Source organism: Stappia sp. ICDLI1TA098 (assembly GCF_054880955.1).
This window is the reverse complement of sequence record NZ_JBTZBT010000004.1, coordinates 196,473-221,305: the sequence shown is the minus strand read 5'-3', so window position 1 is coordinate 221,305 and position 24,833 is coordinate 196,473. Positions and strand designations below refer to the sequence as shown.

General features: G+C 65.5%; 26 protein-coding genes. 6 read left to right on the top strand and 20 right to left on the bottom strand.

Going from position 1 to position 24,833, the window contains the following annotated elements; translation table 11 throughout:
• Positions 1 to 88 precede the first annotated feature (88 nt).
• Positions 89 to 358 carry a hypothetical protein gene (locus tag ACSLUQ_RS18610; RefSeq protein WP_293717356.1) on the bottom strand — a complete coding sequence of 90 codons (270 nt, stop codon included), beginning with the start codon at positions 356 to 358 and terminating at the stop codon, positions 89 to 91.
• 117 nt (positions 359 to 475) lie between these two features.
• Between ACSLUQ_RS18610 and ACSLUQ_RS18605 the strand changes: the two genes are divergently transcribed.
• From ACSLUQ_RS18605 to ACSLUQ_RS18590, 4 genes are all read left to right on the top strand, one after another.
• Positions 476 to 670 carry a hypothetical protein gene (locus ACSLUQ_RS18605; protein WP_461809358.1) on the top strand — a complete coding sequence of 65 codons (195 nt, stop codon included), beginning with the start codon at positions 476 to 478 and terminating at the stop codon, positions 668 to 670.
• Entirely contained in the window at positions 667 to 921 is a 255-nt protein-coding gene (locus ACSLUQ_RS18600; RefSeq protein ID WP_461809357.1) for a DUF2312 domain-containing protein, read from the top strand. The genes ACSLUQ_RS18605 and ACSLUQ_RS18600 overlap by 4 nt, the downstream gene beginning before the upstream one ends.
• Positions 922 to 1,022: 101 nt before the next feature.
• On the top strand, positions 1,023 to 1,451 hold the full coding sequence (locus ACSLUQ_RS18595; RefSeq protein WP_461809356.1) for an ASCH domain-containing protein: 429 nt from the start codon (positions 1,023 to 1,025) through the stop codon (positions 1,449 to 1,451).
• 175 nt (positions 1,452 to 1,626) lie between these two features.
• Positions 1,627 to 2,622, top strand: coding sequence for a tyrosine-type recombinase/integrase (locus tag ACSLUQ_RS18590; RefSeq protein WP_461809355.1), 996 nt, complete (start codon positions 1,627 to 1,629; stop codon positions 2,620 to 2,622).
• A 296-nt stretch (positions 2,623 to 2,918) separates the two neighbouring features.
• Here the strand turns inward: ACSLUQ_RS18590 and ACSLUQ_RS18585 are convergent, their stop codons facing one another.
• From ACSLUQ_RS18585 to ACSLUQ_RS18540, 10 genes are all read right to left on the bottom strand, one after another.
• Positions 2,919 to 3,398, bottom strand: coding sequence for a MaoC family dehydratase (locus ACSLUQ_RS18585; RefSeq protein WP_417773034.1), 480 nt, complete (start codon positions 3,396 to 3,398; stop codon positions 2,919 to 2,921).
• Entirely contained in the window at positions 3,395 to 4,606 is a 1,212-nt protein-coding gene (locus ACSLUQ_RS18580; protein ID WP_461809354.1) for a CaiB/BaiF CoA transferase family protein, read from the bottom strand. Before ACSLUQ_RS18580 ends, ACSLUQ_RS18585 begins: the two co-directional genes overlap by 4 nt.
• On the bottom strand, positions 4,603 to 5,502 hold the full coding sequence (locus tag ACSLUQ_RS18575; protein WP_461809353.1) for an HpcH/HpaI aldolase/citrate lyase family protein: 900 nt from the start codon (positions 5,500 to 5,502) through the stop codon (positions 4,603 to 4,605). Before ACSLUQ_RS18575 ends, ACSLUQ_RS18580 begins: the two co-directional genes overlap by 4 nt.
• Positions 5,492 to 5,962, bottom strand: coding sequence for a MaoC family dehydratase (locus tag ACSLUQ_RS18570; RefSeq protein ID WP_461809352.1), 471 nt, complete (start codon positions 5,960 to 5,962; stop codon positions 5,492 to 5,494). The genes ACSLUQ_RS18575 and ACSLUQ_RS18570 overlap by 11 nt, the downstream gene beginning before the upstream one ends.
• Positions 5,963 to 6,066: 104 nt before the next feature.
• Positions 6,067 to 7,104 (bottom strand): TRAP transporter substrate-binding protein, encoded by a 1,038-nt coding sequence (locus ACSLUQ_RS18565; RefSeq protein ID WP_417773030.1) that lies wholly within the window; start codon positions 7,102 to 7,104, stop codon positions 6,067 to 6,069.
• A gap of 117 nt (positions 7,105 to 7,221) precedes the next feature.
• Positions 7,222 to 7,593, bottom strand: a complete 372-nt coding sequence (locus tag ACSLUQ_RS18560; protein ID WP_417773029.1) for a cupin domain-containing protein — start codon at positions 7,591 to 7,593, stop codon at positions 7,222 to 7,224.
• A gap of 17 nt (positions 7,594 to 7,610) precedes the next feature.
• Entirely contained in the window at positions 7,611 to 8,897 is a 1,287-nt protein-coding gene (locus tag ACSLUQ_RS18555) for a TRAP transporter large permease (RefSeq protein WP_417773028.1), read from the bottom strand.
• A gap of 111 nt (positions 8,898 to 9,008) precedes the next feature.
• Entirely contained in the window at positions 9,009 to 9,497 is a 489-nt protein-coding gene (locus ACSLUQ_RS18550) for a TRAP transporter small permease subunit (RefSeq protein WP_461809351.1), read from the bottom strand.
• Positions 9,494 to 10,474: an IclR family transcriptional regulator gene (locus tag ACSLUQ_RS18545; protein WP_461809350.1), complete on the bottom strand. Its 981-nt coding sequence runs from the start codon at positions 10,472 to 10,474 to the stop codon at positions 9,494 to 9,496. Before ACSLUQ_RS18545 ends, ACSLUQ_RS18550 begins: the two co-directional genes overlap by 4 nt.
• Positions 10,475 to 10,732: 258 nt before the next feature.
• Positions 10,733 to 11,482, bottom strand: a complete 750-nt coding sequence (locus ACSLUQ_RS18540; protein WP_417773025.1) for a sulfite exporter TauE/SafE family protein — start codon at positions 11,480 to 11,482, stop codon at positions 10,733 to 10,735.
• A 132-nt stretch (positions 11,483 to 11,614) separates the two neighbouring features.
• Here ACSLUQ_RS18540 and ACSLUQ_RS18535 point away from each other — a divergent pair, with 132 nt between their 5' ends.
• On the top strand, positions 11,615 to 12,247 hold the full coding sequence (locus ACSLUQ_RS18535) for a FadR/GntR family transcriptional regulator (protein ID WP_461809349.1): 633 nt from the start codon (positions 11,615 to 11,617) through the stop codon (positions 12,245 to 12,247).
• A gap of 677 nt (positions 12,248 to 12,924) precedes the next feature.
• On the top strand, positions 12,925 to 13,365 hold the full coding sequence (rnk, locus tag ACSLUQ_RS18530) for a nucleoside diphosphate kinase regulator (protein ID WP_417773024.1): 441 nt from the start codon (positions 12,925 to 12,927) through the stop codon (positions 13,363 to 13,365).
• Between the two features lie 531 nt (positions 13,366 to 13,896).
• Here the strand turns inward: rnk and ACSLUQ_RS18525 are convergent.
• The 9 genes from ACSLUQ_RS18525 to tolR all read right to left on the bottom strand — a co-directional run bounded on the left by ACSLUQ_RS18525 (position 13,897) and on the right by tolR (position 24,830).
• The gene (locus ACSLUQ_RS18525) at positions 13,897 to 14,691 is read right to left on the bottom strand and encodes an outer membrane protein (RefSeq protein ID WP_417773023.1); all 795 of its coding nucleotides are present in this window, start codon (positions 14,689 to 14,691) and stop codon (positions 13,897 to 13,899) included.
• 264 nt (positions 14,692 to 14,955) lie between these two features.
• Positions 14,956 to 16,302 (bottom strand): phosphoglucosamine mutase, encoded by a 1,347-nt coding sequence (gene glmM / locus ACSLUQ_RS18520; protein WP_461809348.1) that lies wholly within the window; start codon positions 16,300 to 16,302, stop codon positions 14,956 to 14,958.
• 263 nt (positions 16,303 to 16,565) lie between these two features.
• Positions 16,566 to 18,497, bottom strand: a complete 1,932-nt coding sequence (ftsH, locus tag ACSLUQ_RS18515) for an ATP-dependent zinc metalloprotease FtsH (protein WP_417773021.1) — start codon at positions 18,495 to 18,497, stop codon at positions 16,566 to 16,568.
• Between the two features lie 129 nt (positions 18,498 to 18,626).
• Positions 18,627 to 20,051: a tRNA lysidine(34) synthetase TilS gene (gene tilS / locus ACSLUQ_RS18510; RefSeq protein ID WP_461809347.1), complete on the bottom strand. Its 1,425-nt coding sequence runs from the start codon at positions 20,049 to 20,051 to the stop codon at positions 18,627 to 18,629.
• Complete coding sequence (gene ybgF / locus ACSLUQ_RS18505; protein WP_461809346.1) at positions 20,035 to 21,090, bottom strand: tol-pal system protein YbgF; 1,056 nt, start codon at positions 21,088 to 21,090, stop codon at positions 20,035 to 20,037. The genes tilS and ybgF overlap by 17 nt, the downstream gene beginning before the upstream one ends.
• Before the next feature lie 189 nt (positions 21,091 to 21,279).
• Positions 21,280 to 21,750, bottom strand: a complete 471-nt coding sequence (gene pal / locus ACSLUQ_RS18500; RefSeq protein ID WP_417773130.1) for a peptidoglycan-associated lipoprotein Pal — start codon at positions 21,748 to 21,750, stop codon at positions 21,280 to 21,282.
• Positions 21,751 to 21,905: 155 nt separating this feature from the next.
• On the bottom strand, positions 21,906 to 23,261 hold the full coding sequence (gene tolB, locus ACSLUQ_RS18495; RefSeq protein WP_417773018.1) for a Tol-Pal system beta propeller repeat protein TolB: 1,356 nt from the start codon (positions 23,259 to 23,261) through the stop codon (positions 21,906 to 21,908).
• A 110-nt stretch (positions 23,262 to 23,371) separates the two neighbouring features.
• The gene (gene tolA / locus ACSLUQ_RS18490; protein WP_417773017.1) at positions 23,372 to 24,379 is read right to left on the bottom strand and encodes a cell envelope integrity protein TolA; all 1,008 of its coding nucleotides are present in this window, start codon (positions 24,377 to 24,379) and stop codon (positions 23,372 to 23,374) included.
• 4 nt (positions 24,380 to 24,383) lie between these two features.
• Positions 24,384 to 24,830: a protein TolR gene (gene tolR, locus ACSLUQ_RS18485; protein WP_417773016.1), complete on the bottom strand. Its 447-nt coding sequence runs from the start codon at positions 24,828 to 24,830 to the stop codon at positions 24,384 to 24,386.
• Between the last annotated feature and the right edge of the window lie 3 nt (positions 24,831 to 24,833).

Here is a 24,833-nt window from a genome sequence, read left to right as displayed (position 1 = left end):
GATGATCTCCGAAGGCTATAGCCGGGATGACCTGCCCTCCATCGAGGAGGCCAAGGAGAAGTGGTTGCGGGACAATCCGTACCCCGTCCTAGACTCTCGTGAGGGATAGGATGCGGCTTGCCTCTTCCATTGCCCAACCCCGCATATGCCGACGGTCTAGCGGGTCGCGAGCCAGGTTGTATTCCGCGCTCTCGATTTCCGACATGACACATGCGCGGAGCGCCGCGAACTGCTCTTGCTCGAGGGCCCCTTTCGCCGCGAGAGCAGTCATCAGCGCATACAGCAACGCCGAATGTGCTTCTGTTCGGGCCGCTTCCTGCAACTGCCGCACGCGCCTTGCTTCGTCCTCGTCGCTCATAATCCCACCCTTCCTGATGCACCGCGCACAATCTCAGTTAATCCGTTTTGCGCGCAATGGTCGAGTGATGCGCGGCCGTGCCGACGCGCAGGCACCCGGCCGAGATGACCGTGCCGCATGAGCAAGCTCGCCGCCCTCGCCCTCATTGTCTTGGGGATCGCGTTTTGCGCGGCGCTGTTTGTGCTCGTCGCGGCGGCCCTTGCCGGCGTGGCCGCCCTGACCATGGGCCTGCGCCGGCAACATGAGGACGAGACCGACCTCACGCCCTGGCAGGGGCGTCCCCTGCCCGACCAGAAGGAAACCGACACATGAGTGATGCAGGCGGAATTGCAGCGGACCAGCTCCGCGCCTTCATCGAGCGCATCGAGCGGCTCGAGGAGGAGAAGAAGGTCATCGGAGACGACATCAAGGACGTCTACGCCGAGGCCAAGGGGAACGGTTTCGATGCGAAGATCCTGCGCAAGGTCATTTCCCTGCGCAAGAAGCAGCCGCATGAGCGCGAGGAGGAGGAAGCCGTTCTCGACCTCTACATGCAGGCGCTCGGGATGAACGGCCCGGCCTGACCCCGTCCCGCGCGGGGCATCCCCCTCCCCGCGCGAGCAGGCCACCGGCGGGAGCCCCTCTCCACCCGCCGGTGGTGCCCCTCAACCGCAGGAAGTCGAGCATGAAAGCCCTCAGCATCAGACAGCCCTGGGCATGGGCGATCGTCACCGGCCTGAAACCCGTCGAGAACCGGACGTGGAGCACCAGCTTTCGCGGCCCCGTGCTGATCCATGCCGGGCAGACGGTCGAGCGCGACGAGATCGACGGCATGTTGAGCCTGTGCGCACGGCAGACCGGGGCCAGTCTGGCCCTCCTGCGCAACGCCTATGACCAGCAGGCCGCGACCGGCGCCATCGTCGGCGCCGTCACGATCACCGATTGCGTGCCCAACCATGCCAGCCCGTGGTTCCACGGGCCGCATGGGTTTGTGCTCGAGCGCCCGGCCCGGGCATTGAAGCCGGTGCGCTGCCCGGGACGCCTGAGCTTCTTCAACGTCCCCGACGACGTGCTCGCCGGGCTCGACATTCCCGGATACGTGGAGGCGACTTGATGAGCGAGCAACTGTTGCCGGACTATACGACCCCGGCGGTACTGGCGCGCCACCTCGGGGTCTCCGAGCGTCGGCTACGACAAATGGCGCACGAGCTTGGAGCTTGCTCCAAGATCGGAAAACGGATGATCTTTACGGCGCGCGACGTTCAGACGCTCATGGAGGCGACCCGCCCATGCCCCTCACCCTCTATCGCCGCCCGGGCGGGCGGATCTGGCACTACAGGGGCACCGTCGCCGGACGGCGGGTACGAGGCACTACGTCGACTGAGAACCGCGCAAGAGCGCAAAGGATCGCAGCGGAGCGCGAGCAAAGGGAATGGACGCGTCATCTCGATGGCCCCGGCGCGACGCTGACCTTTGCAGATGCGGCCATCGCCTATCGGCAGGCCGGCAAGCCGACGCGGTTTCTGGCGCGCGTCGAGGACCACTGGCAAGACACGCTCGTTCGCGACATTACCGATCGGGCCGTTCGCGCAGCCGCCATCGCGCTCTATCCCGGCACTGGCCCGGCCACACGCAACCGGCAGGCCATCGTCCCGACCCAGGCGGTCATCAACTATGCGGCTGACAACGGATGGTGCAGCCACCTCAAGGTCAAGCGCTTCCCCGTCCCCAAGGCCATCAAGACGCCCGCCACCCGTGAGTGGTGCGAGACCTTCGCCGCTCACGCCTCGCCACACCTTGGCGCGCTGGCCCTCTTCATGTTCGGTACGGGAGCGAGAATTGGCGAGGCCGTCGAGCTGACCTGGTCGAGCGTCGATCTCAACGCGCGCACGGCGCTTGTCCGACAGACCAAGACCGGACGGGAGCGCATCGCGCACCTGCCACCGCGCCTGGTCGCCGCGCTCTCCAACATCCCGTCGAACCGGGACCCGGATGACCGGGTGTTCCGATACCTCGGCCGAGAGAACGTACGCAAGGCGTGGGATGCCGCCATAAAGCGCGCCGGGATTGCGCACCTGTCTCCCCATGCCTGCCGACACGGCTTCGCCACCGCAGCGCTGCATGCGGGGCTCGACGTCAAGACCGTGGCCGAGCGGGGCGGATGGGCGGACGTTTCGACACTGGTCCGGACCTACGCTCACGCGATGACCGACCGCACTGTCACGGATCGCCTGTTTGACACAGAAGTGACACAGGCCAAGCCTCGGAAATCCTCAAGAAACTGAAATATATGATCTATTTCAGCCAAACACGGGCCCCTCGTTGGGGAGGGGTGTCCCACTGACGTGGATAGCCGAGCCCCCGGAAAACCGCAAGAGCTACCGCAGTTCACCATGCAGGATCTTGCCCTCTCGGCCGGAACATGCTGGCAGGTGCGGCACAAAAGCCGGCTCAGGCACTCTCAACTTATTCCCACGGCGCGTGATAGCTGAGCACCTCCCCGAAAATCGGACGGCAAGGTCGGTAGAGCAACGAGGTGCCCCTTCGAACGGAGAACTGCTCAGCATGCCACCGCACCGCTTCACCCGGCGCTGCGCGCCTTGATCATGCGCAACGGATTGTAGGTCAGCAGTTCCGTTCCGTCGGCACGGCGCACGGAGTTGAATGTGCGCACCAGCCCCCTGCCGCCCTTGGAGGTAAGCCGCGCCTCGACCACTTCGCAGTACACCGTGATGGTGTCCCCAACCACGGTCGGGCCCTTCACCTTCACATCGGCCTCCAGGAAGGCCAGGCCCGTGTCCTGCATCATCGGCAGCAGCAGCCCCTCCGCGAAACCATAGACCAGAGCACCGGGCACGACCTGATCGGGCAGCGCCATCTCGGCGCGATGCGCCGCATTGGTGAACAATTCCTCGGTGAGCCATGTGAGGTTGCAGAAGGCGGACAGATCCGCCTGCGTAAGCGTGCGCCCGGCCGTGCGGAAGCGCATGCCGACACTCAGGTCTTCAAAGAAGAACCCGGTCCCGATCCTGCCGTAGTCCTCGTCTGTCGTTTCTCTCACGCGTCATCCTCCTGCGTGCGCCCTATGGCGCCATCCCTGTGCAGCCGCTCCACCTCCTCCCGCGAGAAGCCGAGCTCTGTCAGAATGCTTGCCGTATCGCCGCCCACCGCGGGGGCCGGCCGGTCCGGTGCCGGCTTCGGTCCCCGGAACACCACAGGCTGGCGCAGCGCGCGTTGCGCACCGATCGCCGCTTGTCCGCCAGGGGCGAAGAACCCCACCGCCTCCAGATGCGGATCGGCCAGAAGGTCGTCGAGATCGTTGACCTTGGAATAGGGGATGTCGAGCCGCTCGAACGTGTCGAGCCACTCCTGCGTGGGCCGGTCCAGAACCGCAACGGCGAGATAACCGTACAGCAGGTCAACCCGCTGGCTGCGCGCCCCCGCGTTCTCGAACCAGGGCTCTCTGGTGACATCCTCACGCCCGATCTCCACCAGGATGCGCCGCCACTGCTCTCCGGTATAAGGCAGCGCGGCGACCCAGCCATCGCTGGTGCGGTAGGGCTTGCGGTTGCGCGAGAACAGCCGGTGATAGCCGGCCCCTTCCGGGGCCTCGGAGAACGTGGCCGCGGCAAGGTGCTCGTTGAGCAGAAAACCCACCAGCGCCTCGAACATGGGGACTTCCACCTCCACCGCCTCGACCTGCCCGCGGGCCTGGCCGGCAATCGCCGCAAGGATGCCGTAGGAGGCATAGAGCGCGGCCACCTTGTCGGCCACCACGCTGGGGACATACGCGGGGTCGCCGCCGGCATGGGTGGGAAGCATGGCAAGCCCGCTCGCCGCCTGGATCACGTCGTCAAAGGCAGGGCGATCACGATAGGGCCCATCCTGGCCGAAGCCGATGGCCGAGCAATAGATGATGCGCGGATTGATCGCCTTCACCGCCTCGAAGCCGAAGCCCAGCCGGTTGATGGCGTCCACCCGCATGTTGTGCAGAAGGACATCCGCCGAGGCAATGAGCCTGCGCAGCACGTCCTTGCCTTCGGCCGACTTGAGGTTCACCGCAACGCTCTTCTTGTTGCGGTTGTTGTTCACGAACATCGCGCTGTCACCGGCCTGGGAAACCGGATGGACGGAACGCGACAGTTCGCCTGCAGGCGGTTCGATTTTGATGACTTCGGCACCGAGATCAGCGAGCACCTGCCCGGCAAACGGGCCGAGCACGATCGAGGTGATGTCGATGACGCGGATGCCTGAGAGCAGCGGGGTCATGGAGCCATTGTCCGAGAGAGGAGGGTCTGGGCGATCTTGATATGAGGACGGTCCACCATGCGGCCGTCGAGCTGGAAGGCGGCACCATCGGGGTTTTCGGCGGCAAGCTCCAGCACCCGGCGCGCCCAGTCGAGGGTCTCGGCGGACGGAGCAAGGCCCTCGTGTATGGGCGCAAGCTGGGCCGGGTGGATCGCCATCCGGGCGCGAAAGCCAAGTTCGGCGGAGCGCCGGCAATCCGCAGTCAGAACGTCGAGATCGCGGAAGTTCGGATCGACGGCATCAATGGGCGTGATGCCGGCCGCGACGCTCGCGAGAAGGCAGAAGGTCTGGGCGTGGGCGGCGAGCATGCGGGTCGCGTCAGTCCGCCCGGGCAAGGGCGCGCGCCCCAGATCGGCGGAGAGATCCTCCATGCCCCAGGTATAGCCCTGAAGACGCGGGTGCCCCCGGCCGAGATCCGCGCCCGCAAGAAGCGAGGCCGCGGTTTCCGTCACGATGCCGACAATGCCCACATGCCCGCGCCGCAGGCCGTCGCGGGCCTCCAGGGCATCAAGGCCATGGGAGACGGGATCGAGCTGTGAAATGGAGGTGAGCTTGGGCCAGACAATCCCCGCCAGGGGGCCAAGCGGAAGCGCGGCAAGCTCGGCCAACGCACGCGCGGGCTCGGTGCCATTGAGGCGAACATAAAGGAGCGGGCGCGGGCGGTCTGCGGCCGCAGCCACAAACCCGCAGACCTCCCGCAGGGCCGCGTCCTTGCGGGCCGGCGCAACGGAATCCTCGAGATCCAGGATCAACGCATCGGCACCGCCCCGGACGGCCTTGGCCATCTTGGCAGGAGCGTCTCCCGGCACGAACAGATAGGAGCGCGGCTCTGGCCGTATCGGGCCTTCAGGCGACATCACGGTCCCCCTTCGGCCGGCGGCGCATGAAGGCCTGGCGGCGGCAGACGGCCACCTCCACGTCGTCCTGGTTGAACGCCTTGTGCTCGAATTCCACCAGGCCCGCTTCCGGCCTCGACTTGCTGTCGCGCTTGGAGACGACCAGCGTCTGGACGCGCAGGGAATCCCCCTGGAACACCGGCTTGGGAAACCGGATGTCGCTCATGCCGAGATTGGCGATCGTGGTGCCGAGCGTCGTGTCCGCCACCGTGATGCCGATCATCAGACCGAGGGTGAAAAGGCTGTTCACCAGAGGCTGGCCGAACTCGGTCTTGGCCGCGAAATGCCGATCGATGTGGAGCGGCTGCGGGTTCATGGTCAGGCAGGAAAACATCATGTTGTCGTATTCGGTCACGGTGCGGGTGATCGCATGGTCGAACACCCGCCCCGGCTCGAAGTCTTCATAATACAAGCCCGCCATTGTGCAGCTCCGGATTGTCAGTCGAAAGGAAAGCGCCCGGCGGCCGGTGCCGGCCGAAAGGCGCGGGCGGGAGGACAGCCCTCCCGCCCTTGTCGAACAGCGGCTTAGCGCTGGGAGGCAACTGCGGCCCGGAAGGCGGCAAGCACCTTCTCGGCGGGTTCACCGCGCTTCTCGAGGTTCGCGACCCACTCCTTGGTGACGGTGTCGAAGTTCTCGGACAGGATCTTTTCCTGGTCCGGCGTGAACTCCACCAGAAGCGTGCCCTGCTCCTTCAGCTTGCCCGCAAGCTCCTTCTCCTCCTGATCGAAGATCGCGCAGGCGTGCGACACGGTCTCCTCGCCAGCCTTGGTGAGAGCCTCCTGAATATCCTTGGGCAGGCTCTCCCACTTCTTCTGGTTGATCGAATACGTGATGCCGACCGTGCCGAAGTTCTGGCCGATGGTGGCGGACTTGACCGCCTTGTCGAGGCCGTACGAGAAGGTCGAGGTGTAGGGAAGAAGGGCGCCATCGATGGTGCCCTTGGTCATGGCATCGAAGATTTCCGGCGGCGTCATGCGGATCGGCACGGCACCAAGGTTACCCAGCCCCAATTCCATGGGCCCCGGATTGGAGCGGATCTTGCGCCCCTTGAAATCCTCGAAGCCCTTGAAGTCCGCCTTCTCGGAGAAGATGGCCTGGTAGGGCGACAGCGCCACCACATACAGCACGCGCACCCCGTTCGGCTTGAACTCCAGCTCGTCGAGCATGCCACCGGGCTTTGCAAGCTGCCAGTAGGCCATCGCCCCTTCGCAGGACGACTTGAAGCCGCCGGGCAGTTCCGCCACAGCTCCGAGCGGCATCTTCTCCGACACATAGCTCGGGACGATGTAGCCGATGTCGGCGAGACCGGTCTGGGTGACCATCAGCAGGTCCTTGGCCTTGCCGAGCTGCTGGGCGGGGAAGTGCTGAAAGTCGAGCTTGCCACCGGAGGCATCCTTCGCCTTCTCGAAGAAGAAGGCCGTGGCGTTCTTCGTGATGGAGTGACCGGCGGGAAGGCTGTCAGCAAGCTTCAGCGTCACGTCCGCAGCCTGGGCGGTGATGGGGCCGAGGGCAAGGGCCGCCACGCCCGCAAGCAGGCAGAGGCGTCGGGTAAGGGTCTTCATGAGTGTGTTCCTCCTAGGAAATATCAGGGGTACCCTTGGGGGCTCTTGCCGAGCTCTTCTCAGGCATCTTCTTGGTGTTGATTGCTCAGGTGCGCGGGTTCGGGCGCGCAAAAGGTCTCAGACCTTTTCCGCGTACGGCGGCGCGTAGACGACGAGGACACGAACAGGCTCTTCACTGATCGCAGTGAAGACGTGCTCCATGCCGGCGGGAAAGAAGCAGGTGTCGCCCGGATTGAGGATGGTTTCCTCGCCGCCGACCTCGGCGCGAGCCTGGCCGGCAAGCATGTAGCAGACCTGCTCGATGCCATCGTGGTGATGGGGGTGGGCGCCCTGCCCCTGCTCGATGGTGCCAAGCACCACTTCCAGCTGCTCCGCACCGACGGTCTCGCGGCCGATAAGGCGGCGGTTCACGGTGCCGGAGTGGTTGGCGGGCGAATAGGTTCTGACGTCGGCCTCGCGGACGAAGTATCTATTCGGCGAAGAGGTCATGATCTTCTCCTTCATGTTCAGTTCATTGTGCTCGGGAGCCAGAGCACCAGGCTCGGCCACGCGATCAGCGCGGCGATGACGACGAGATGGGCGACAACATGGGGGGCGATGCCGGCGAAGATCTCTTCGAGAGGCCGGCCGCTATAGCGCGCGACCACGAAGACGTTGAGACCCAGTGGCGGCGTGATCATCCCCACCTCCGCGGTGACGACCACCACCACGCCGAACCACACCGGATCGAATCCCAGCGCCGTGATGGCCGGCACCGCGATGGGAACCGTCAGGATCAGGATGGCCAGCTGGTCCATGAAGCAGCCCAGGAGGATGTAAACGACCACGATCAACGCCATGATCACGTAAGGGGACGTATCGAGCCCCGTGAGGAAGCCGACCGTGTTCTGGGTGACCTGGCTGAGCGTGAGATAGAAGCCGAAGATGTGTGCGCCGATGACGATCATCAGGATCATGCAGGTCGCGCGAGCCGAGCGCGCAAGCACCCTTTGCAACATCTTGAAGGAGAGTTTGCCAACCGCCCCGGTGAGGACGAGCGCGCCGAACGCACCCAACGCAGCCGCTTCGGTGGGGGTCGCGACGCCGAGATAGATGACGCCCGTCACCAGGAAGAGCAGCGCCAGCATGGGCCCCACCTCGCGCAGGGCGGCGAGCTTCTCCTGCAGGGAGTATGAGCGGGTTTCCGGCGCGAGCTTGGGATCGCGCCACAGCAGCACATAGACGGTCGCCACGATGGCCAGGGTGACGAGGATGCCGGGAATGACACCGCCGATAAGCAGATCGGCAATGGAAACCTCGGCGATCAGCCCGTAGAGCACCAGCGCAATGGAGGGCGGGATGAGCATGGCAAGCGTGCCGGAGACCGCCACCACGCCACAGGAGAAACGCGGCTCATAGCCCGCTTTCATCATGGCCGGGATGGAGGTGGCGGAGAGCGCGGCCGCCGAGGCCGTGCTTGATCCGGAGATGGCTCCGAAGCCGGCTCCCGCAAGGGCGGTCGCAACCGCAAGACCGCCCCGCACCCGACCGATCCAGACGCTCATGGCATGAAACAGGCCATCTGCGATACCGCTCGCCACGACCAGCTCGGCCATGAGGATGAACATGGGAATGGTGATGAGCTCATAGGAATTGGCCACCGAAAACGGGGTTGTCTCGATGACGCCGATGGTCGCCGCAATGCCGGCCAGGGAGAACAGGCCCGCGACACCGGAGATGGCCAGGGCAAAGCCCACCGGCGTTCCAATGGCAAGAAGGACGAACAGCAGACCTATAATCAGCAGCGGCGTCATGGCGTTCCCTTGGAATTTGTTATGTGTCTTGTGGGAGGGCGGCGCACACTGCCAACGCCCCGGCCAAGCGGCTGGCAACCAGCCAGGTGAGAAAGGCAGACCAGGCGGGAGCTAGTCCTCCTGGGGCGGCCGGATGAAGCGCAGCAGGCACAGAAGGACGATGGGGGCAGTGCCAAGCGGTACGATCCAGTACGCGACCCAGACCGGCCAGGGCACGATGGTGGCCATCACCTCGCCCTTGGCGGTGCTGTCGATGGCGCGCACGAGGCCGGTCCACAACATGGCGGCAAAAAACAATCCGCTCGCGCCGTAGCTGACGCGGTCCGCCAGGGCGCGCGTGGCCGGACGGAAGCGCAGGTACAGGATGTCGACCCGCACGTGCTCGTCATGGCGCAGAGTGTCGGACAGGGAAAAGAAGAAGACGCCGACCATGAGGTAAAGCGAGATCAGGTCGTAGGAAAATCCGAGCGGGCTGTTGAAGAGATAGCGCATCGTCACATCAACGAAGACCAGCACCATCATGCTGAAGAGGCAGACGGCCCCGAGCGCAAGGAGCATCGCCTCGTAGCGCGCGAGTGCGAGCGAGACACGTCGGATCATTTCGCTTTCACCTTGTTGGTGGGCGTCCTGGCTTCGGCGGCCTTGCCCGATGCGGAGTGGTTTTCGAACAGGTCCTTGATCTGCACGATCGCTTCGCCGATCCGGGCGGCAAGCTCCGCCCTCTTCTCGAGCAGGCGATAATTCGGGCCTGCCACGGAGATCGCCAGCCGCTCGCCGTGCAGCTCGACCGGCATGCCGACACCAAGGACGTCCGGAGTGAACTCGGAGAGGTTCTCGAACCAGCCGCGGGCCATGGAGTCCTGAATATCCGCCTCGACCGCGGCGGCATCCGGCAACGTGGCGTCGCGATATCTCTCGAACATCAGCTTGGAGAAGAACTCGGCACGCTCCTCGGCGCCGTAGCAGCTCAGGATCGCCTTGCCGCCGGAGGTCACCTGCACCGGCCGCCGATCACCGACCTGCGCAAAGTAGCGAACCGGGTGCTGGCATTCGATGACCTCCAGGTAGACGACCTCGCCATCCACCCGATGCCCCAGAAGCACCGTCTCGCCCGTCTGCTCCTGCAGCTGCTCAAGGATCGGCCGCAGACGGTCCGCAAAGGGATCGTTGCGAGCGATCTCCTGCGCCAAAGCCAGCAGCCGCCGGGTCGGGTAGTAACCGCCCCAGGCCCGCATCTCGTAAATGAACCCCCGCGCTTCCAGGGTCTCCAGCAGGTTGAAGGTCGACGACTTGGGCAAGCCGAGGGCCTCGCTGATCTGGGACAGCGTGCGCGGCCGACGGACCTTCGCGAAAAGGTCCAGAATGGCGAGGAGATTTTCTACCTGTTTCACTATCATGAACTTTTTTTCATGCACTGGAACAATACAGTCAAGAAAATCTTGTTGTGCGCCGCACATCGGGCACGGCGCAGCCGCGTTCAAAATCCCGGATTTCTGCGGAATTCGCCTGTCGTGATGTTGCTTTTCGCCAGGAGCGATGCGCCGCGAGGCTCGGGGCAGCCGCAGCTCTTCCCGCACCCGGAATGAGGAGCAGGGCGACCACCTCGGGCCAGCGGGAGTCCGCGTCGTCAACGGGCGGAAAAACCGCAGCAGCTGGCGGCGACAAATAGGCCTGCGAGAGCCGGCCGGCCCTGGCAGGGCACCCGGAAGAGAAAAATCCCAACGCACGTCATCAGGCGCGCAGGGCCCGCGTCATCGGATCAAGATATTGGAAAATAACACTTTCAAACAATTCCGCCCGACGGGGCGGTCAGGAGCAGCGCACCCTCCCCTCGATCACAGCAGGAAGAACGCAAGCGTCATGGCTGCCCCGACGAGGGTCACGAACCCGCGCAACAGATCGGTGCGCACGATTTTCCGGCTGAGGCGCGCTCCGGCGTAGCCGCCCAGGGTCGCACTCACCGCCATGACGAATGCCTGCTCCCAGGCGATCAGCCCCGCGCCGACGAATGCCAGGCTCGAAATGAACGACAGCACGGCGGACAGCACGTTTTTCAAGCCGTTCATGCCGTGCAGGTTCACGTGTCCGAGCAGCCCGAAAGTCGCAAGCAGGATGATCCCCAGACCGCCATTGAAATAGCCGCCATAGACCGAAATCGCGAATATGGCGGCGGCGGAAACAAGCGGCCCGGCATCCCCCTTGGCACGCTGGCGCAGCATCTTCAGCAGGAATGGCCCGCCGGCGAACAATGCGGTTGCCAGCAGCAGCAGCCACGGAATGATCCATAGAAAGGCCTCCCCGGGCGTCATGATCAGCAGCAACGCGCCGATGATGCCGCCAGCGGCGGCTGTCGCGATGACGGCCTTCAGCCCCAGTGAACCTTCCGCCCGCATGTCATGGCGAAAGCCCCAGGCACTGCTCAGATATCCAGGCAAGGCAATGAACGTGGACGTCGCGTTTGCGCTGATGGGCGGCACCCCGACATAGATCAGCGCGGGCAAGCTAAGAAAGGTCCCGCCACCGGCGACGGCATTGAGAAAACCGGCGGCGCCGCCGGCGATCAACAGCAAGAGAATTTCGGTCATGCTCGGCTCTGCCCTGTCATCACATGCGCGAGGCCTTGCACCTTTTCATATTGGTCTGCAAATTGGTTCGTAGAGACGACGGCGACATCGAGGTGCCCCCTGATCGAACTGAACAGCGAACTCGCCAAGGTATTGATAGAGCTGGAAATCGGCGACCGGCTGCCCGCCGAGCGCGATCTGGCGCGCCGGCTTGGTTGCAGCCGGCAAACCTTGAGGAAGCACCTGGCCATCCTGGAGAGCGAGGGCAAGATCTGGCGCCACGTCGGCCAGGGCACCTTTCGGGGCACGCGCCCCCGTGGTCTCCCGATACGCGACACATTGCTGATCGAGGGGGCGACGCCTCCCGACGTGATGCGCGCGCGCATGCTGCTGGAGCCGATGGTGGCCGCCGAGGCGGCCCGCCACGCCGATGCCGGCGACGTGGCGTTGCTCCGCGAGAGGATCAGGATCGGCCGTTGCGCACAAGACCGCGCCGCATGCGAACAGTCGGACGACATGTTCCACCGGTCTCTCGCGCAGATTACCGGCAACCCGATCCTGTCCGGCTTTCTGATCTACCTTTCCGGCGTCCGCCGCCGCGTCGCCTGGCAGAGACACTGGGAAAGAACCTATCAGAGAATTGGCACGCTCGCGTTCCTGACAACTCACAGCGATCAGCATGAGCGGATCGTGGACGCGATCGAAGATCGTGACCCGGACCAGGCCGCGCTCCTGATGACGGCGCACCTCGAGACCATCAAAAAGAGCATGTCGGCATGTGATTGAAACAGGCACCCGTGCCTCTCGGGAAGGGGCGCATACAGGTACTGCCGCCGATCACCTCCACAGCCTTTTGCCAGCGGGACGCATCGCGACCATGTCATCTCCCCATGGAGACGCGACGGAACCGTCTGCCGGCCCCGCTTCAGGTCCATTGACAACACTTCGCAAATGCCTATGTTCCGAAGGATGTATAGCTTGTCGTATATTTTTGGGAATTTACTTCTGAACCGCCCGGTGCCCCGGGCTGGTTACGGATAACTTTTTGCTTCTGCCATCCCGGGTGCCTGATTTTCTAAGAGTACGGCCTGGTCCTCAGGACCTCGGGAGACAATTGATGTCTGCAACAAAAATCACCAACCTGCGACGCGGCCCGACATTCCCGATTGCTCCGGAATGACGTGGAACATTCCAGGCCCGGTTTCGATCGTCAGATGCCAAAGGCATGCTGACCTTCGAATGTAGCCGGCGGGCTTTCTTCCTGTCTGTCCCTACGCCCTTAGCTCAGCTTCATCAAAGCTGACTGCGGCGTTCACCGCAGGTTCCGCGCGCGCCCCGATCCGGGGCCGGTTTTCCGCGCTCGCTTACTGACTGATCCACCCTTTTTCCCATAGCCGCCGTCGCCGACGGCATCGGCCACAACGCATCTCTTCGCGCATTCAGCGCGCCCCATGGAGTATCCAATGCAGAACCAACATGCCTCCCCACGAAAGGCCTCCAGGCCTCCCAAGATCGTCATCGGCGCGGATTGCGTCTCCAAGCTCGAGGCTCTCGCGGAAGCGGCGGCGGAACGCAATCCCGACCTCGGCGAGCGGCTCTTGAGTGAGCTTGACCGCGCCCGCGTCGTTCCGGCCGCCAAGGTCCCGCCCAACGTGGTGGCCATCGGCCGTTCGGTCACCTACCGCGACGAAAGCACCGGACAGCAGAAGACCGTGACACCCGTCTGGCCGGGAGACGCCGACATTTCGTGCGGCCGCATTTCCGTACTGACGCCGATCGGCGTTGCCCTGATCGGCCTTGCCGTGGGGGCTTCCCTTCACTGGGACACGAGAGACGGCGAGCGGCGCGTTCTGACGGTTCTGGATGTGGCTCCCGGCGACACCGGCGAAAGGCCCGGGGCCTGAATGATGCCGACATTCAAGAGGCACACCGAAGCCCATGCCCGACCCGGAAGGAAACAGTCGATGCGCTGACAAGGCCATGACCACCCTTCCGGGACCCTGAGGCCGAGCGCTCCGGCGCTGTTCTGTTCCCGTGACGAGTGGATGTCATGAGCCGTTACCTTCCTCGAAAATGCCCTTCCTGCGCGGCGCTGTTGCCGCGCGCTGCCGGATATCGCTGCCCGATCTGCTTCCACGATCTGAGAAGCCTCGCGTCCAGTGTCCGGCGTCCTTGCAGCCGATGCGGATCCGCGATCGCACGGCGCTCCGGCGTCGGTGGCCCGTGCGACTGTGGTCATTCGGCTGGCGCGGTCGAGCCAGCGCGGTGAGACAGCCCCATCCGCCGCCCGCGCATGCTGGCGTGAACTTGGGGCGGCAGCGGTAGCGGAACACTGTGGGGCGGCGAGCATTGATCGCGCTGCCGCAAGGTTTTCCGTCTTCAACACAAAAAAGGCCGGGCGTGAGGCCCGGCCTTTTGTTTCGTTGCTGTGCGGATCAGTACCGCGCGACGACGGTGTCGGGAATATAGGCCGGCGTCGAGTCGAACGTGTAGCGCACGCCGACGCGGAACTCGTGGGCCTGAAGATCCTTGTAGGCGATCTTGCGCGACGGGTTGACGCCGCCGGTGCTGAAGCTCTTCGAGTAGGCGTCGCCGATGTTCAGGTAACGATAGCCGGCATCGATCGCCCAGTTCTGGTCGATCGCGTAGGAGCCGCCGGCCATCAGCGCCCAGGAGAAGTTCCAGGTGCTGTCGCCCGGATAGCGGCCGCTGGTGCCGTCCGGATTGGAATACTTGATGCTCGAGGTCGACACGCGCGACACACCGACGCCGGCGCCGAGATAGGGCGTGAAGCCCGCCCAGGTGCCGATGTCGACATAGCCGTTGACCAGCATGGTCAGCACGTCGATCTTGGCGGTCTCCGAAGAAAAGCCGGACGTGCCGCCGACGCCGCAGGTGGCGCAAGGGGCATGACCGCGGAACTTCGCCGGGAACTCGTAGTCCAGCGTCACATCGCTGCGCAGATAGTCGGAGAAGCGATAACCGACACCGGCGCCAATCATGCCGGTGTTGTTCAGCTTCTCGTTGCTGAAGTCCAGTGCGCCATAGGAAACGCTGGGGGCCTGGTAGATCTTGTAACCAATGTCACCGCGCAAATACCAGCCGCCTTCGACGACAGGCACCTGCGGGACGTGCTCGATCACCGGAATCGGCATGTCCGCTGCGTGGACGGCTGACGAGACGATCATCGCGACGCCAGCCAGGGACAACTTGAAAAAATGGCTGCTCATGTCTCGGTCCTCGTTGAATGCGTCCGATCCCAACTACTCGCGCCGGCCGCCTACGTGAAACACAATGCAGTTTTGCGGGAAAATGCTTAAGGCCAACTTAACCGTAAAAATTAACCGCGTCCTTTTACGTTAATACAAGGTAAAGATCGCAGCTTTCCCTGCAGCGAAACGCAACAGGTCCACAAGACTTTAAGAGGCTTTTAAGAATTGCCGCGAAACCGGCCGCCTGAGCGGCCGGTCTGTTGAAGCCGGCAGCCGGGCTGCTCAGGCGGCGGCGCGGGTCACGGCATCGACAATGCGGCCGACGACATCCCGGACGACGCCGGCGTCGTCGCCCTCGCCCATGACGCGGATCAGCGGCTCGGTGCCGGAAGGGCGAATGACCAGACGGCCGGACGTGCCGAGGGTCTTCTCGCCATCCTCGATCGCCGCCTTCACCGCCGGGTCGTCCAGCGGGCGCGATCCGGAATAGCGCACGTTGCGCAGGATCTGCGGCACCGGATCGAAGCGACGGCAGACCTCTGAAACGGGCCGGCCGAGCTTGCCGACGCAGGCCAGAACCTGAAGGGCGGCGACAAGACCGTCGCCCGTGGTGGCGAAGTCGGACAGGACGATATGGCCCGACTGCTCGCCGCCGACATTGTAGCCGTGCTGGCGCATGTGCTCGACCACATAGCGGTCGCCCACCTTGGTGCGGGCAAGCGACAGGCCGAGGCCTCCGAGATAGCGCTCCAGGCCGAGGTTGGACATCACCGTGGCGACGATGCCCGAGGCCGCGAGCCGTCCGTCCTCGTGCCAGGACTGGGCAACCACGGCCATGAGCTGGTCCCCGTCGACCACCTGGCCGTTTTCGTCGACGATGATCACCCTGTCGGCGTCGCCGTCGAGGGCGATGCCGATGTCGGCGCGCACTTCATGCACCTTGCGGCACAGCGCGTCCGTGTCGGTCGACCCGCAATCGAGGTTGATGTTGTAGCCGTTCGGATCGACGCCGATCGGGATGACCTCCGCGCCGAGTTCCCACAGCACCTCCGGGGCGACCTTGTAGGCGGCGCCATTGGCGCAGTCGACGACGATCCTCAAGCCCGCGAGGCTCAGCTCGCGCGGCAGCGTGCGCTTGGCGAATTCGATATAGCGATCGCGCATGCCGTCGATGCGCTTGGCCCGGCCAAGCTGCTCCGGCGTCGCCAGCTTGCCCGAAAGATCCTGATCGATCAGCGCCTCGATCTCCCGCTCGGCGTCGTCGGACAGCTTGTAGCCGTCCGGCCCGAAGAACTTGATGCCATTGTCCTGATAGGGATTGTGGGATGCGGAGATCATCACGCCGAGGTCGGCCCGGACCGAGCGGGTCAGCATGGCGACGGCCGGCGTCGGCATCGGGCCAAGCAGCAGCACGTCGAGCCCGACGGCGGTGAAGCCGGCGACAAGCGCGTTCTCGATCATGTAGCCCGACAGGCGCGTGTCCTTGCCGATCACCACACGGTGCCGATGGGCGCCGTTGCGGAACGACAACCCCGCGGCCATGCCCACCTTGAGGGCGATGTCCGGCGTCATCGGCGCGCGATTGGCCGTGCCGCGAATGCCGTCGGTTCCGAAATACTTGCGTGTCATGACATGTCCGTTCGATCCGGGGCCCGCGTCGTCGCGGGCGCATTCAGTCCGGGGCGCCTTTCCCGCGAAAGGCCACTCCGCGGGCGCAGGAGATGCGCCGCACGGTCAAACCGCCGCTGCGGGCAGTGCGGCGCCAATGCCGCCGCGCCCCTTTGATGTATCACCAAGCTCGGTGAAAGAGGTTCAAATTTTGTTTTCAAAAGTAACAAAGGCCCGGCGTTTCCACCGGGCCTTTGCAGAAGTCGCGTGGTGCGATGGGTGTCTCAGCCCTGGGGCTGAGGCTCCATGCCACCGGTCGGGGCATCGCCCTCCCCCTTGCGCTTGGCACCGGTCTTCGGCACCGCGGAGACGCGAGTCGCCGGCTGGTCATCGTCGGTCTCGCGCACCGGCGGCTTGCCATCGAGCAGGCCCTTGATCTCGTCGCCCGACAGCGTCTCGTACTCAAGCAGGCCGTTGGCGATCAGATGCAACTGGTCCTCATGCTCGCCGAGCACGCGCTTGGCGGTCTCATAGCCCTGATTGACGAAGGCCTTGATCTCCGTGTCGACGACACGCTGGGTGTCCTCGGAGACGTGCTGGTTCTTGGCAACCGAATGGCCGAGGAACACCTCTTCCTGATTCTCGCCGTAAAGCAGCGGCCCGAGCTTGTCGGACATGCCGAACTGGGTCGCCATTGCGCGCGCCAGTTTGGTCGCCATCTGGATGTCGCCCGAGGCGCCCGAAGTCACCTTCTCGTAGCCGAAGATCATCTCCTCGGCGACGCGCCCGCCCATGGCCACCGCAAGGTCGGCCTTGCACTTGGCGCGGGTAAGAGACACCTGGTCCTTCTCCGGCAGGCGCATGACCATGCCGAGCGCGCGGCCGCGCGGAATGATCGTCGCCTTGTGGATCGGATCGGAAGCGGGCATGTGCAGCGCGACGAGCGCGTGGCCGGCCTCATGATAGGCGGTGAGCTTCTTCTCTTCCTCGGTCATGACCAGGGTGCGGCGCTCGGCGCCCATCATCACCTTGTCCTTGGCGTCCTCGAACTCGGCCATGGTAACGAGGCGCTTGCCGCGCCGGGCGGCAAGAAGCGCCGCCTCGTTGACGAGGTTCATCAGGTCCGCACCCGAGAAGCCCGGGGTTCCGCGCGCCAGCGTGCGCACGTTGACGTCCGGCGCCAGCGGCACCTTTCGCATGTGCACCTTGAGGATCTTTTCGCGGCCCGTCACATCGGGGTTCGGCACGACGATCTGGCGGTCGAAACGGCCCGGACGCAACAGCGCGGGATCGAGCACGTCAGGACGGTTGGTCGCGGCGATGATGATCACGCCTTCGTTCGGCTCGAAGCCGTCCATCTCGACGAGGAGCTGGTTCAGCGTCTGCTCGCGCTCATCATTGCCGCCGCCGAGGCCGGCACCGCGATGACGGCCGACCGCGTCGATCTCATCGATGAAGATGATGCAGGGTGCGTTCTTCTTGGCCTGCTCGAACATATCGCGCACGCGGCTGGCACCGACGCCGACGAACATCTCGACGAAGTCCGAACCGGAGATCGTGAAGAAGGGAACATTGGCCTCGCCAGCGACGGCGCGCGCGGTCAGCGTCTTGCCGGTGCCCGGAGGGCCGACCAGCAGCACGCCGCGCGGAATGCGACCGCCGAGGCGCTGGAACTTCTGCGGATCGCGCAGGAATTCGACGATCTCCTGGAGATCCTCCTTGGCCTCGTCGATGCCGGCGACGTCCTCGAAGGTGACGCGGCCGTGCGCCTCCGTCAGCAGCTTCGCCTTGGACTTGCCGAAGCCCATCGCCTTGCCGCCGGCGCCGCCCTGCATCTGCCGCATGACGAAGATCCAGATTCCCAGAATGATCAGCATCGGGAACCAGGAGATCAGGGCGCCAAGCAACGAGAAGCTCTCGGACGGCGGGCGGGCGTTGATCCGCACGCCCTTGGAGCGAAGCAGCTCGACGTATTCGCCGGCCGATTCGGGCGCGTAGGACTGGAAGCTCGCGCCACTGCGGAACTCGCCGGTGATCAGCTGGCCCTGGATCGTCACCTCGCTGACATCGCCCTGCTCTGCCTGGTTCAGGAACTGCGAGAAGGGAATGTCGGTGCCGACCGTGCGCTGATCCTGTCGCTGAAACAGCTGGAACAGGGCGATCAGCAGGAGGCCGATGATGACCCAGAGGGCAAAATTGCGGAAGTGGGCGTTCATTACGGTTCCTTCGCCGCGGCCATGCGGCGGTGTGCGCTGCGATTGGGGTGCTCTAGGAGCAAGATAGGTCGCCCCGGGCCAACTGCCAAGGTGAGGGAGGAGGATGAGGTGAAACCTCTCTCGATTTTCTTAAGTATCCGCCAATTCCGGCGGCATTTCGGCGACTTCCGTCGCGTATGCACGGCCAGGCGCCGCGAGAACGGATCGCGCGGGGCGCAGATCGACGTATCCGCCGCCCCGGTCTTTCCCCCCAGCCGATGCCCCGAGCCCGGGGAAATGAAGCCCCAAAACGCCTCCATCGGCTGCACGCAGACGCAGCACGGGAGCCGCCGCGAATGCCGCCGCCGGCCAGTCGCGCGGAAGCGCGGGGGGCAAAATGCCAAGCCTTTCCGCCTCTTTTGCTCCACCCGAGTTGCGCCAGCAGGCAAGCGTCAACACCTCCACAACGGCCGTTCCGGCGATCTCCAGCAGGAAGCGGCCATCCCAGAGAAAAGCCCCCGGCCCCTGATGGCGGGCACCGGCGATGCCCTGTCGACCGGGCTCCCGCCACAGGAAAAGCCACCGCCCCTCCCGCCGCGCGACAGCGCCTGAAAGCGTCGCCTGGGCGCGCCCCTCGCCCGCCAGAAGGGTGGCGGCGAAGCGTTCGAGCCGTTCGCGCCGCGGCGGATAGCCGCGCGTCCCGATAATCCCCAGCAACCGCTCCAAAAGCCGCAACCGAAACGCCTCGGGCAGGTCCGATAGAGCCTCCAGGGACAGCCGGAGCGGACCGGCGGGATGCTGCCGGCAGGCGTCGGCGAGAACCGCGTCGATCCGTGCGTCGACCACGGCCGCCGCGCGGGCGAGCACCGCCGCCGTCTTGGCCAGGCGGGCGGCGGTGACGCCGGCCTCGGCAAGGCCGGGCATCGCCCGGCGCAGCCGCGCCCGCGCATAGGAGGGGTTGTCGTTCGAGGGGTCCTCGGCATAGGCAAGACCGGCGGCGCGACAGGTCGCGATCAGCCGCGCCTTGGCAAAGCCGAGCAGCGGGCGAAGGACGGGAAGATCCGGCAGGTCGCCGCGTGGCCAGGCACTGTGGGCGCGCATGGCCGCGAGCCCGTGCAGGGAGCTGCCGCGCGCGACCCTGAGCAGGAAAGTTTCGGCCTGATCGTCGAGATGATGGGCAAGGACGAGCGCGCTGCACCGCGCCTGCGCGGCGGCCTGCCCCAGCAGCCGCTGGCGAGCGGCGCGGGCGGCTGCCTGAAGCCCGGTCGTGGGCTTTTCACCCTCCCACCGCAGAATGCGGCAGGGCAGCCCGCGGACGCGGCACAACGCGGCCACATGCCCGCTTTCGGCTTCGGAGGCGGGCCTCAGCCGGTGATCGAGGGTGAACACATGAACGTCGGGCGGTTCCGCCTGTCGGGCGCGCCAGCCGGCGACGAGATGAAGAAGGGCAAGGGAGTCGGGGCCGCCGGAAACGGCCAGTGCGAAACGGCGATGGCCGGCGAACAGGCCGAAGGCGGCATCCGCCTCGTCGTCGCCAAGAGGTCCGGCCCGGCCGTCGTCAGGCAGGGCAGCCACCGGCCTGCTTCTGGGACTGTGCCTCGGCCCGCACCGATGTCGGCGCACCGGGATATTTGGTCAGCAATTCGGAGAAGGTGGCGCAGGCGGCATCCTTCTGGCCGATGCCCTTCAGCGACAGGCCGAGCTTCAGCAGGCTGTCGGTGACCTTGGAACTGTCGGGATAGTCGGTGTAGCTCTTGAGGAACGCATCCGCCGCGTCGCGGTACTGCTTGCGCGCGAAATAGCTCTCGCCGAGCCAGAACTGGGCGTTGGCGGCCAGCGGATCGTTGGGATGCGACGACAGGAAGCGCCGGAAGCCCTGTTCGGCCCCGCCGTAATCTCCCGCCATCATCATCGAATAGGCGCCATCGTAATCGTCGCGCGGCTGGCCGCCCTCCAGGGCCGACACCTGCTTGCGCTCGTGCGAACCGGAAGCGCCCTCCGTGCCGGAACCGCCAGAAGACAGAGGCGCCGCCGCGCCGGAGCCCGGCACCGCCGGATCGTAGCCCGCGCCGCCGGACGGCGCGCTGGACTGGCCGCGCGCCAGCGCCGACAGGTCGAGCGGACCGGCACCAAGGCCGCCCTGCTCTTGCTGATAGGTGCCGGCCTCGGCGAATTCCGCGTCGCCCGAACCCTGGCCCTCGACCGGCTGACCGGCGCTATCGGTGCGCAACTGGCCGAGTGTCCCGGCATTTGCCGGTCCGTAGCTGTCGCGCCCGGCAAGGCTTTGCGACGACGCGCCGCCGCCGGCATCCGAGCGCTTCTTGCCGCCGCCGCCCTGCTCGAGCTGCTGCAGACGGTATTCGGTATCTTCCTGCATTCGGCGAATCTGGTCCTGAAGCTGGCGGATCTGGAAGCTCAGTTCCTCCACCTGCCCGGTCAGGGTGCGCATCTGCTCCTCGACCTGATTGATACGAACCACCGTTTCGCCATCGTCGCGCGAGCTGGAGCCGAAGAGCTGTGCGCTCGCCGGTGCCGGCAGCAGCCCGAGGGCAGCCAGCACCACAAGCACGCGACCCAGGGCCTGCGCATTCATGATGGACCTCACTTGCGTCATGCTTTCCTCCGTTCGGCCGCCACGGGCAGCCTGGGCGAACGCGTAGCACAGGGCGACGCGACTTCGGCCAAATTTTGGCGGAAGCGCCACCGCTTGCCGGGCCAGCCTGCACCGGAGGGTGCACAAATGCAAAACGGCCGGGAGCTTGCGCCCCCGGCCGTGGAAACTGTTGCGCGCGCCGGAACCGGTTTAGCTGCCGGCGTTGTTCAGGACCGTGACGGCGCGCCGGTTCTGGGACCAGCAGCTCTCGTCGTTACACACGGCCACCGGCCGCTCCTTGCCGTAGGACACCGTCTTGATACGGCTCGCCGAAACGCCACGCGCCACGAGGTAGTTGCGCACCGCATCGGCACGGCGGGCGCCGAGCGCGATGTTGTACTGGCGCGTGCCGCGCTCGTCGGCGTGGCCCTCGATGGTCACGGTGTAGCGGCCATAGCTGGAAAGCCACTGAGCCTGCTTGTCCAGCGTCGCCGTCGCCTGCGACGACAGCGAGGTCTGGTCGTTGGTGAAGTAGACGCGGTCGCCCACATTCACCACGAAGTCCTGACCCGTGCCCGGCTGAACATTGCCGGTCAGGCCTTCCGGCTTGGTCTGCGCGCAGGCGGACAATGCCAGTGCGCCCGCAACGATAAGGGCTGCACGCAGTCCGCGGCCCCGCATACCAAAGGTCATCATCAACTCGTACTCCTGATCCCCACCGCCCCGACAGGGTAAACCGTTCTACAGTGAAACTGGTTAAGCACGCGTTCACCGACGTGGTTAACGAACCCTTTACGACAAGGCCCGAGCGGGAGCCCAAGCCTAGACCTCACAGCCTATTCCAGCAAGGGCGACCAGGCCGGATCCGAGGCGAAGGCCGGAGTCGGCACCCGCTGCTCGTGATAACCGGTCAGATCGACGGTCCAGAGCTGCGGGCCACCGTTGGCCCCCGGCGTGTCGCGGAAGAACACCAGCACGCGGCCGTTCGGAGCCCAGGACGGGCCCTCGTTGTGATAGCCTTCGGTGAGGACGCGCTCGCCCGAACCGTCGGGACGCATGACACCGATCATGAACCGGCCCTGATGCATCTTCGTGAAGGCGATGAGATCGCCACGCGGCGACCAGACCGGCGTCGAATAGCGCCCCGGACCGAAGCTGATGCGCTGCGGATTTCCGCCATTGCCGTCCATCACGTAGAGCTGCTGCGAGCCGCCCCGGTCGGACTCGAAGACGATCCGCTTGCCATCGGGCGAGAACGACGGACTGGTGTCGATGGCCGGCGTGTTGGTGAGCCGCGTGGTGCGGCGCGAACGCAGGTCCATCTCGAAGATGTTGGCATTGCCGCCCTGCTGCAGGCTCATCGCCACCTTCTGCCCGTCCGGCGAGAAGCGCGGCGAGAAGGTCATGCCCGGGAAATTGCCGACAACCTCCTGCTGGCCCGTCTCGATGTTGAGCAGATAGACCTTCGGATCCGCACCCGCATAGGCCATGTAGGTGACTTCCTGGCGCGACGGCGAGAAGCGCGGCGTCAGCACGAGATCGCTGCCGTTGGTCAGATAGCGCACGTTCGCGCCGTCCTGGTCCATGATCGCCAGCCGCTTGACGCGCTTGTCCTTCGGCCCGGTCTCGTCGATGAAGGCGATGCGGGTATCGAAATAGCCCTTCTCGCCTGTGAGCCGCTCATAGACGGCATCGGCGATGATATGGGCCATGCGGCGCCAGTTATCGGAGCTGGTGTAGAACTGCTGGCCGAGCATCTGCTGACCGGAGAAGACGTCCCACAGCCGGAACTCGGCGCGGATGCGCCCGTCGGCCTGCCGGTCGATCGCCCCCACCACCAGCGCCTGCGCACCGATCGGACGCCAGGACGCGAACTGCGGCGGCGCGTTGACGCTGACGTTGGTCTCGATGAAGCTCGCCTGGTCGATCGCCCTGAAAAGGCCCGAACGCACCAGGTCCGCCTGGATGACGCCACTGATCTCGGCCGCCAGCTTGTCTTCCTTGCCACCGCCGGAAAAGGCGGGAATGGCAATCGGCAGGGGTTCGATATTGCCCTGCGTGATGTCGATCTCCACCACGGCCTGCGCGGACGGCGCGGGCAAAAGGCCCGCGGTCAGGATGGCTGCGGCGAAGACGACGGCCGCGAGCCGCGCGAGGCCCCGGCGGGCGCCGAATGCTGCCTGTCTCGTCATAAGTCGAGCTCCCTCACTCGTGCTCTTGCATTCCGGCATCGCGGTATCGCAACACCGTCTGTCCCACATTCGTGCGCATCCGCATCCGCGGCGCCACGCTCGTCGCGCGCCTAGCCGCCAAGCAGGTCGCGCGGGTCGAAATTGATGATCACTTCCTTCCATACATCGTATTTGGCCGAAGGCATGGAATAGGGAGCGCAGCGCAGCACCGCCCGGCGCGCGCTTTCCGCGGCAATCCCGAAGGAGGGGTTGCCGCTTGAGTTCATGACTTCCGGACGCCGGTCGACGTTGCCGTCCGGCGTGAAGGACACCTTGAGCTTGACTGTCAGGTCATTGGCGCCGGCCGCGCCCACGGGCGGGCTCCAGCACTGCTGGATCTGCGCGCGCAGGGCGTCGAGTTCCGACTGGCTCATGGTAACGCCGCTCAGGCCCTCGCGGCTGCCGAGCGAGGCAGGCGTGTCCGAGCGGTTCGGCGCGCCGCCACCCGACGGCTCCACCTTGTTGAGAAGAGCCGCGATGTCGTTCGGATTGAATTGCTTTTCCTGCCGCGCCGGCTGCGGCGGCGGGGTCGGCTTGGAGCGCGGGCGCACGTTCGGCGGCGGTGGAGCTTCCGCCTTCTTCTCCGCCGGCTCGGGCGTCGTCTGCGGCTTGGGCTCGTCCTTGGGAGCCGGCTCCGGTTCCTTCGGCGCGGGCTCCTTGGGGGCTGGGGCCGGTTCCTTCGGTGCGGGTTCCGCCTGGCGCGGTGCCGGCGCGGGCTCCTTGGGGGCCGGTGCCACCTCCTTCGGCGCAGGTGCGGGCTCCTTGGGGGCGGGCGGCTGCGGCGTGGGCTGGGGCTCGGGTGCGGACGGCGCAGGCGTCGCGTCGTTGGCCGCCTTGGGCTTTTCCGCCGGCTGCGGCTTTTCCGCCGGCTTTTCGGCCGGTTTCGTCGCCTCGACCTCGCGCACCTCGGCCGTCTTCTCGCCGATGCGCAGGCGCGTGACTTCGGAGATCGGCACGAGATCCACCGGCAGCGTGTCCACCGGCGGCACCTCGAACGGCTTCGCACCGGGGAACGAGATCACCCCCCAAAGCAGCACGGCCAGATGGCCGGCGGTCGATGCGATGAGCCCGACGCGCATGGCGTTACTGCTGCTCCTCGAGCGTCACCAGAGCCAGCCGCTTGTAGCCGGCGGCGCTGATGCGGGCCATGACCTTCATGATCGTGCCGTAGTCGGTGTTCGCGTCGCCGCGCACGAAGATGCGCTCCTCGTAGCCGCCCTTGGCGATGGCCTCGAGCTTGGCGATGAGTTCCTCCGGATCGATCTCGGTCTCCTGAATGTAAACGCGACCATCGGCGGCGACCGAGACGGAAATCGGCTCGCTCACGCCGTCGAGCGGCTTGGCCTGCGTCTCCGGCAGGTCGAGCGGCACGCCCACGGTCAGAAGCGGTGCGGCGACCATGAAGATGATCAGCAGCACCAGCATCACGTCCACGAAGGGCGTGACGTTTATCTCGCTCATCGGCTGGCTGCGCCGCCGCCGACGACGCCCGCCCGACGCCTCCCGGCCGCCGCCCATCTGCATGCCCATGGC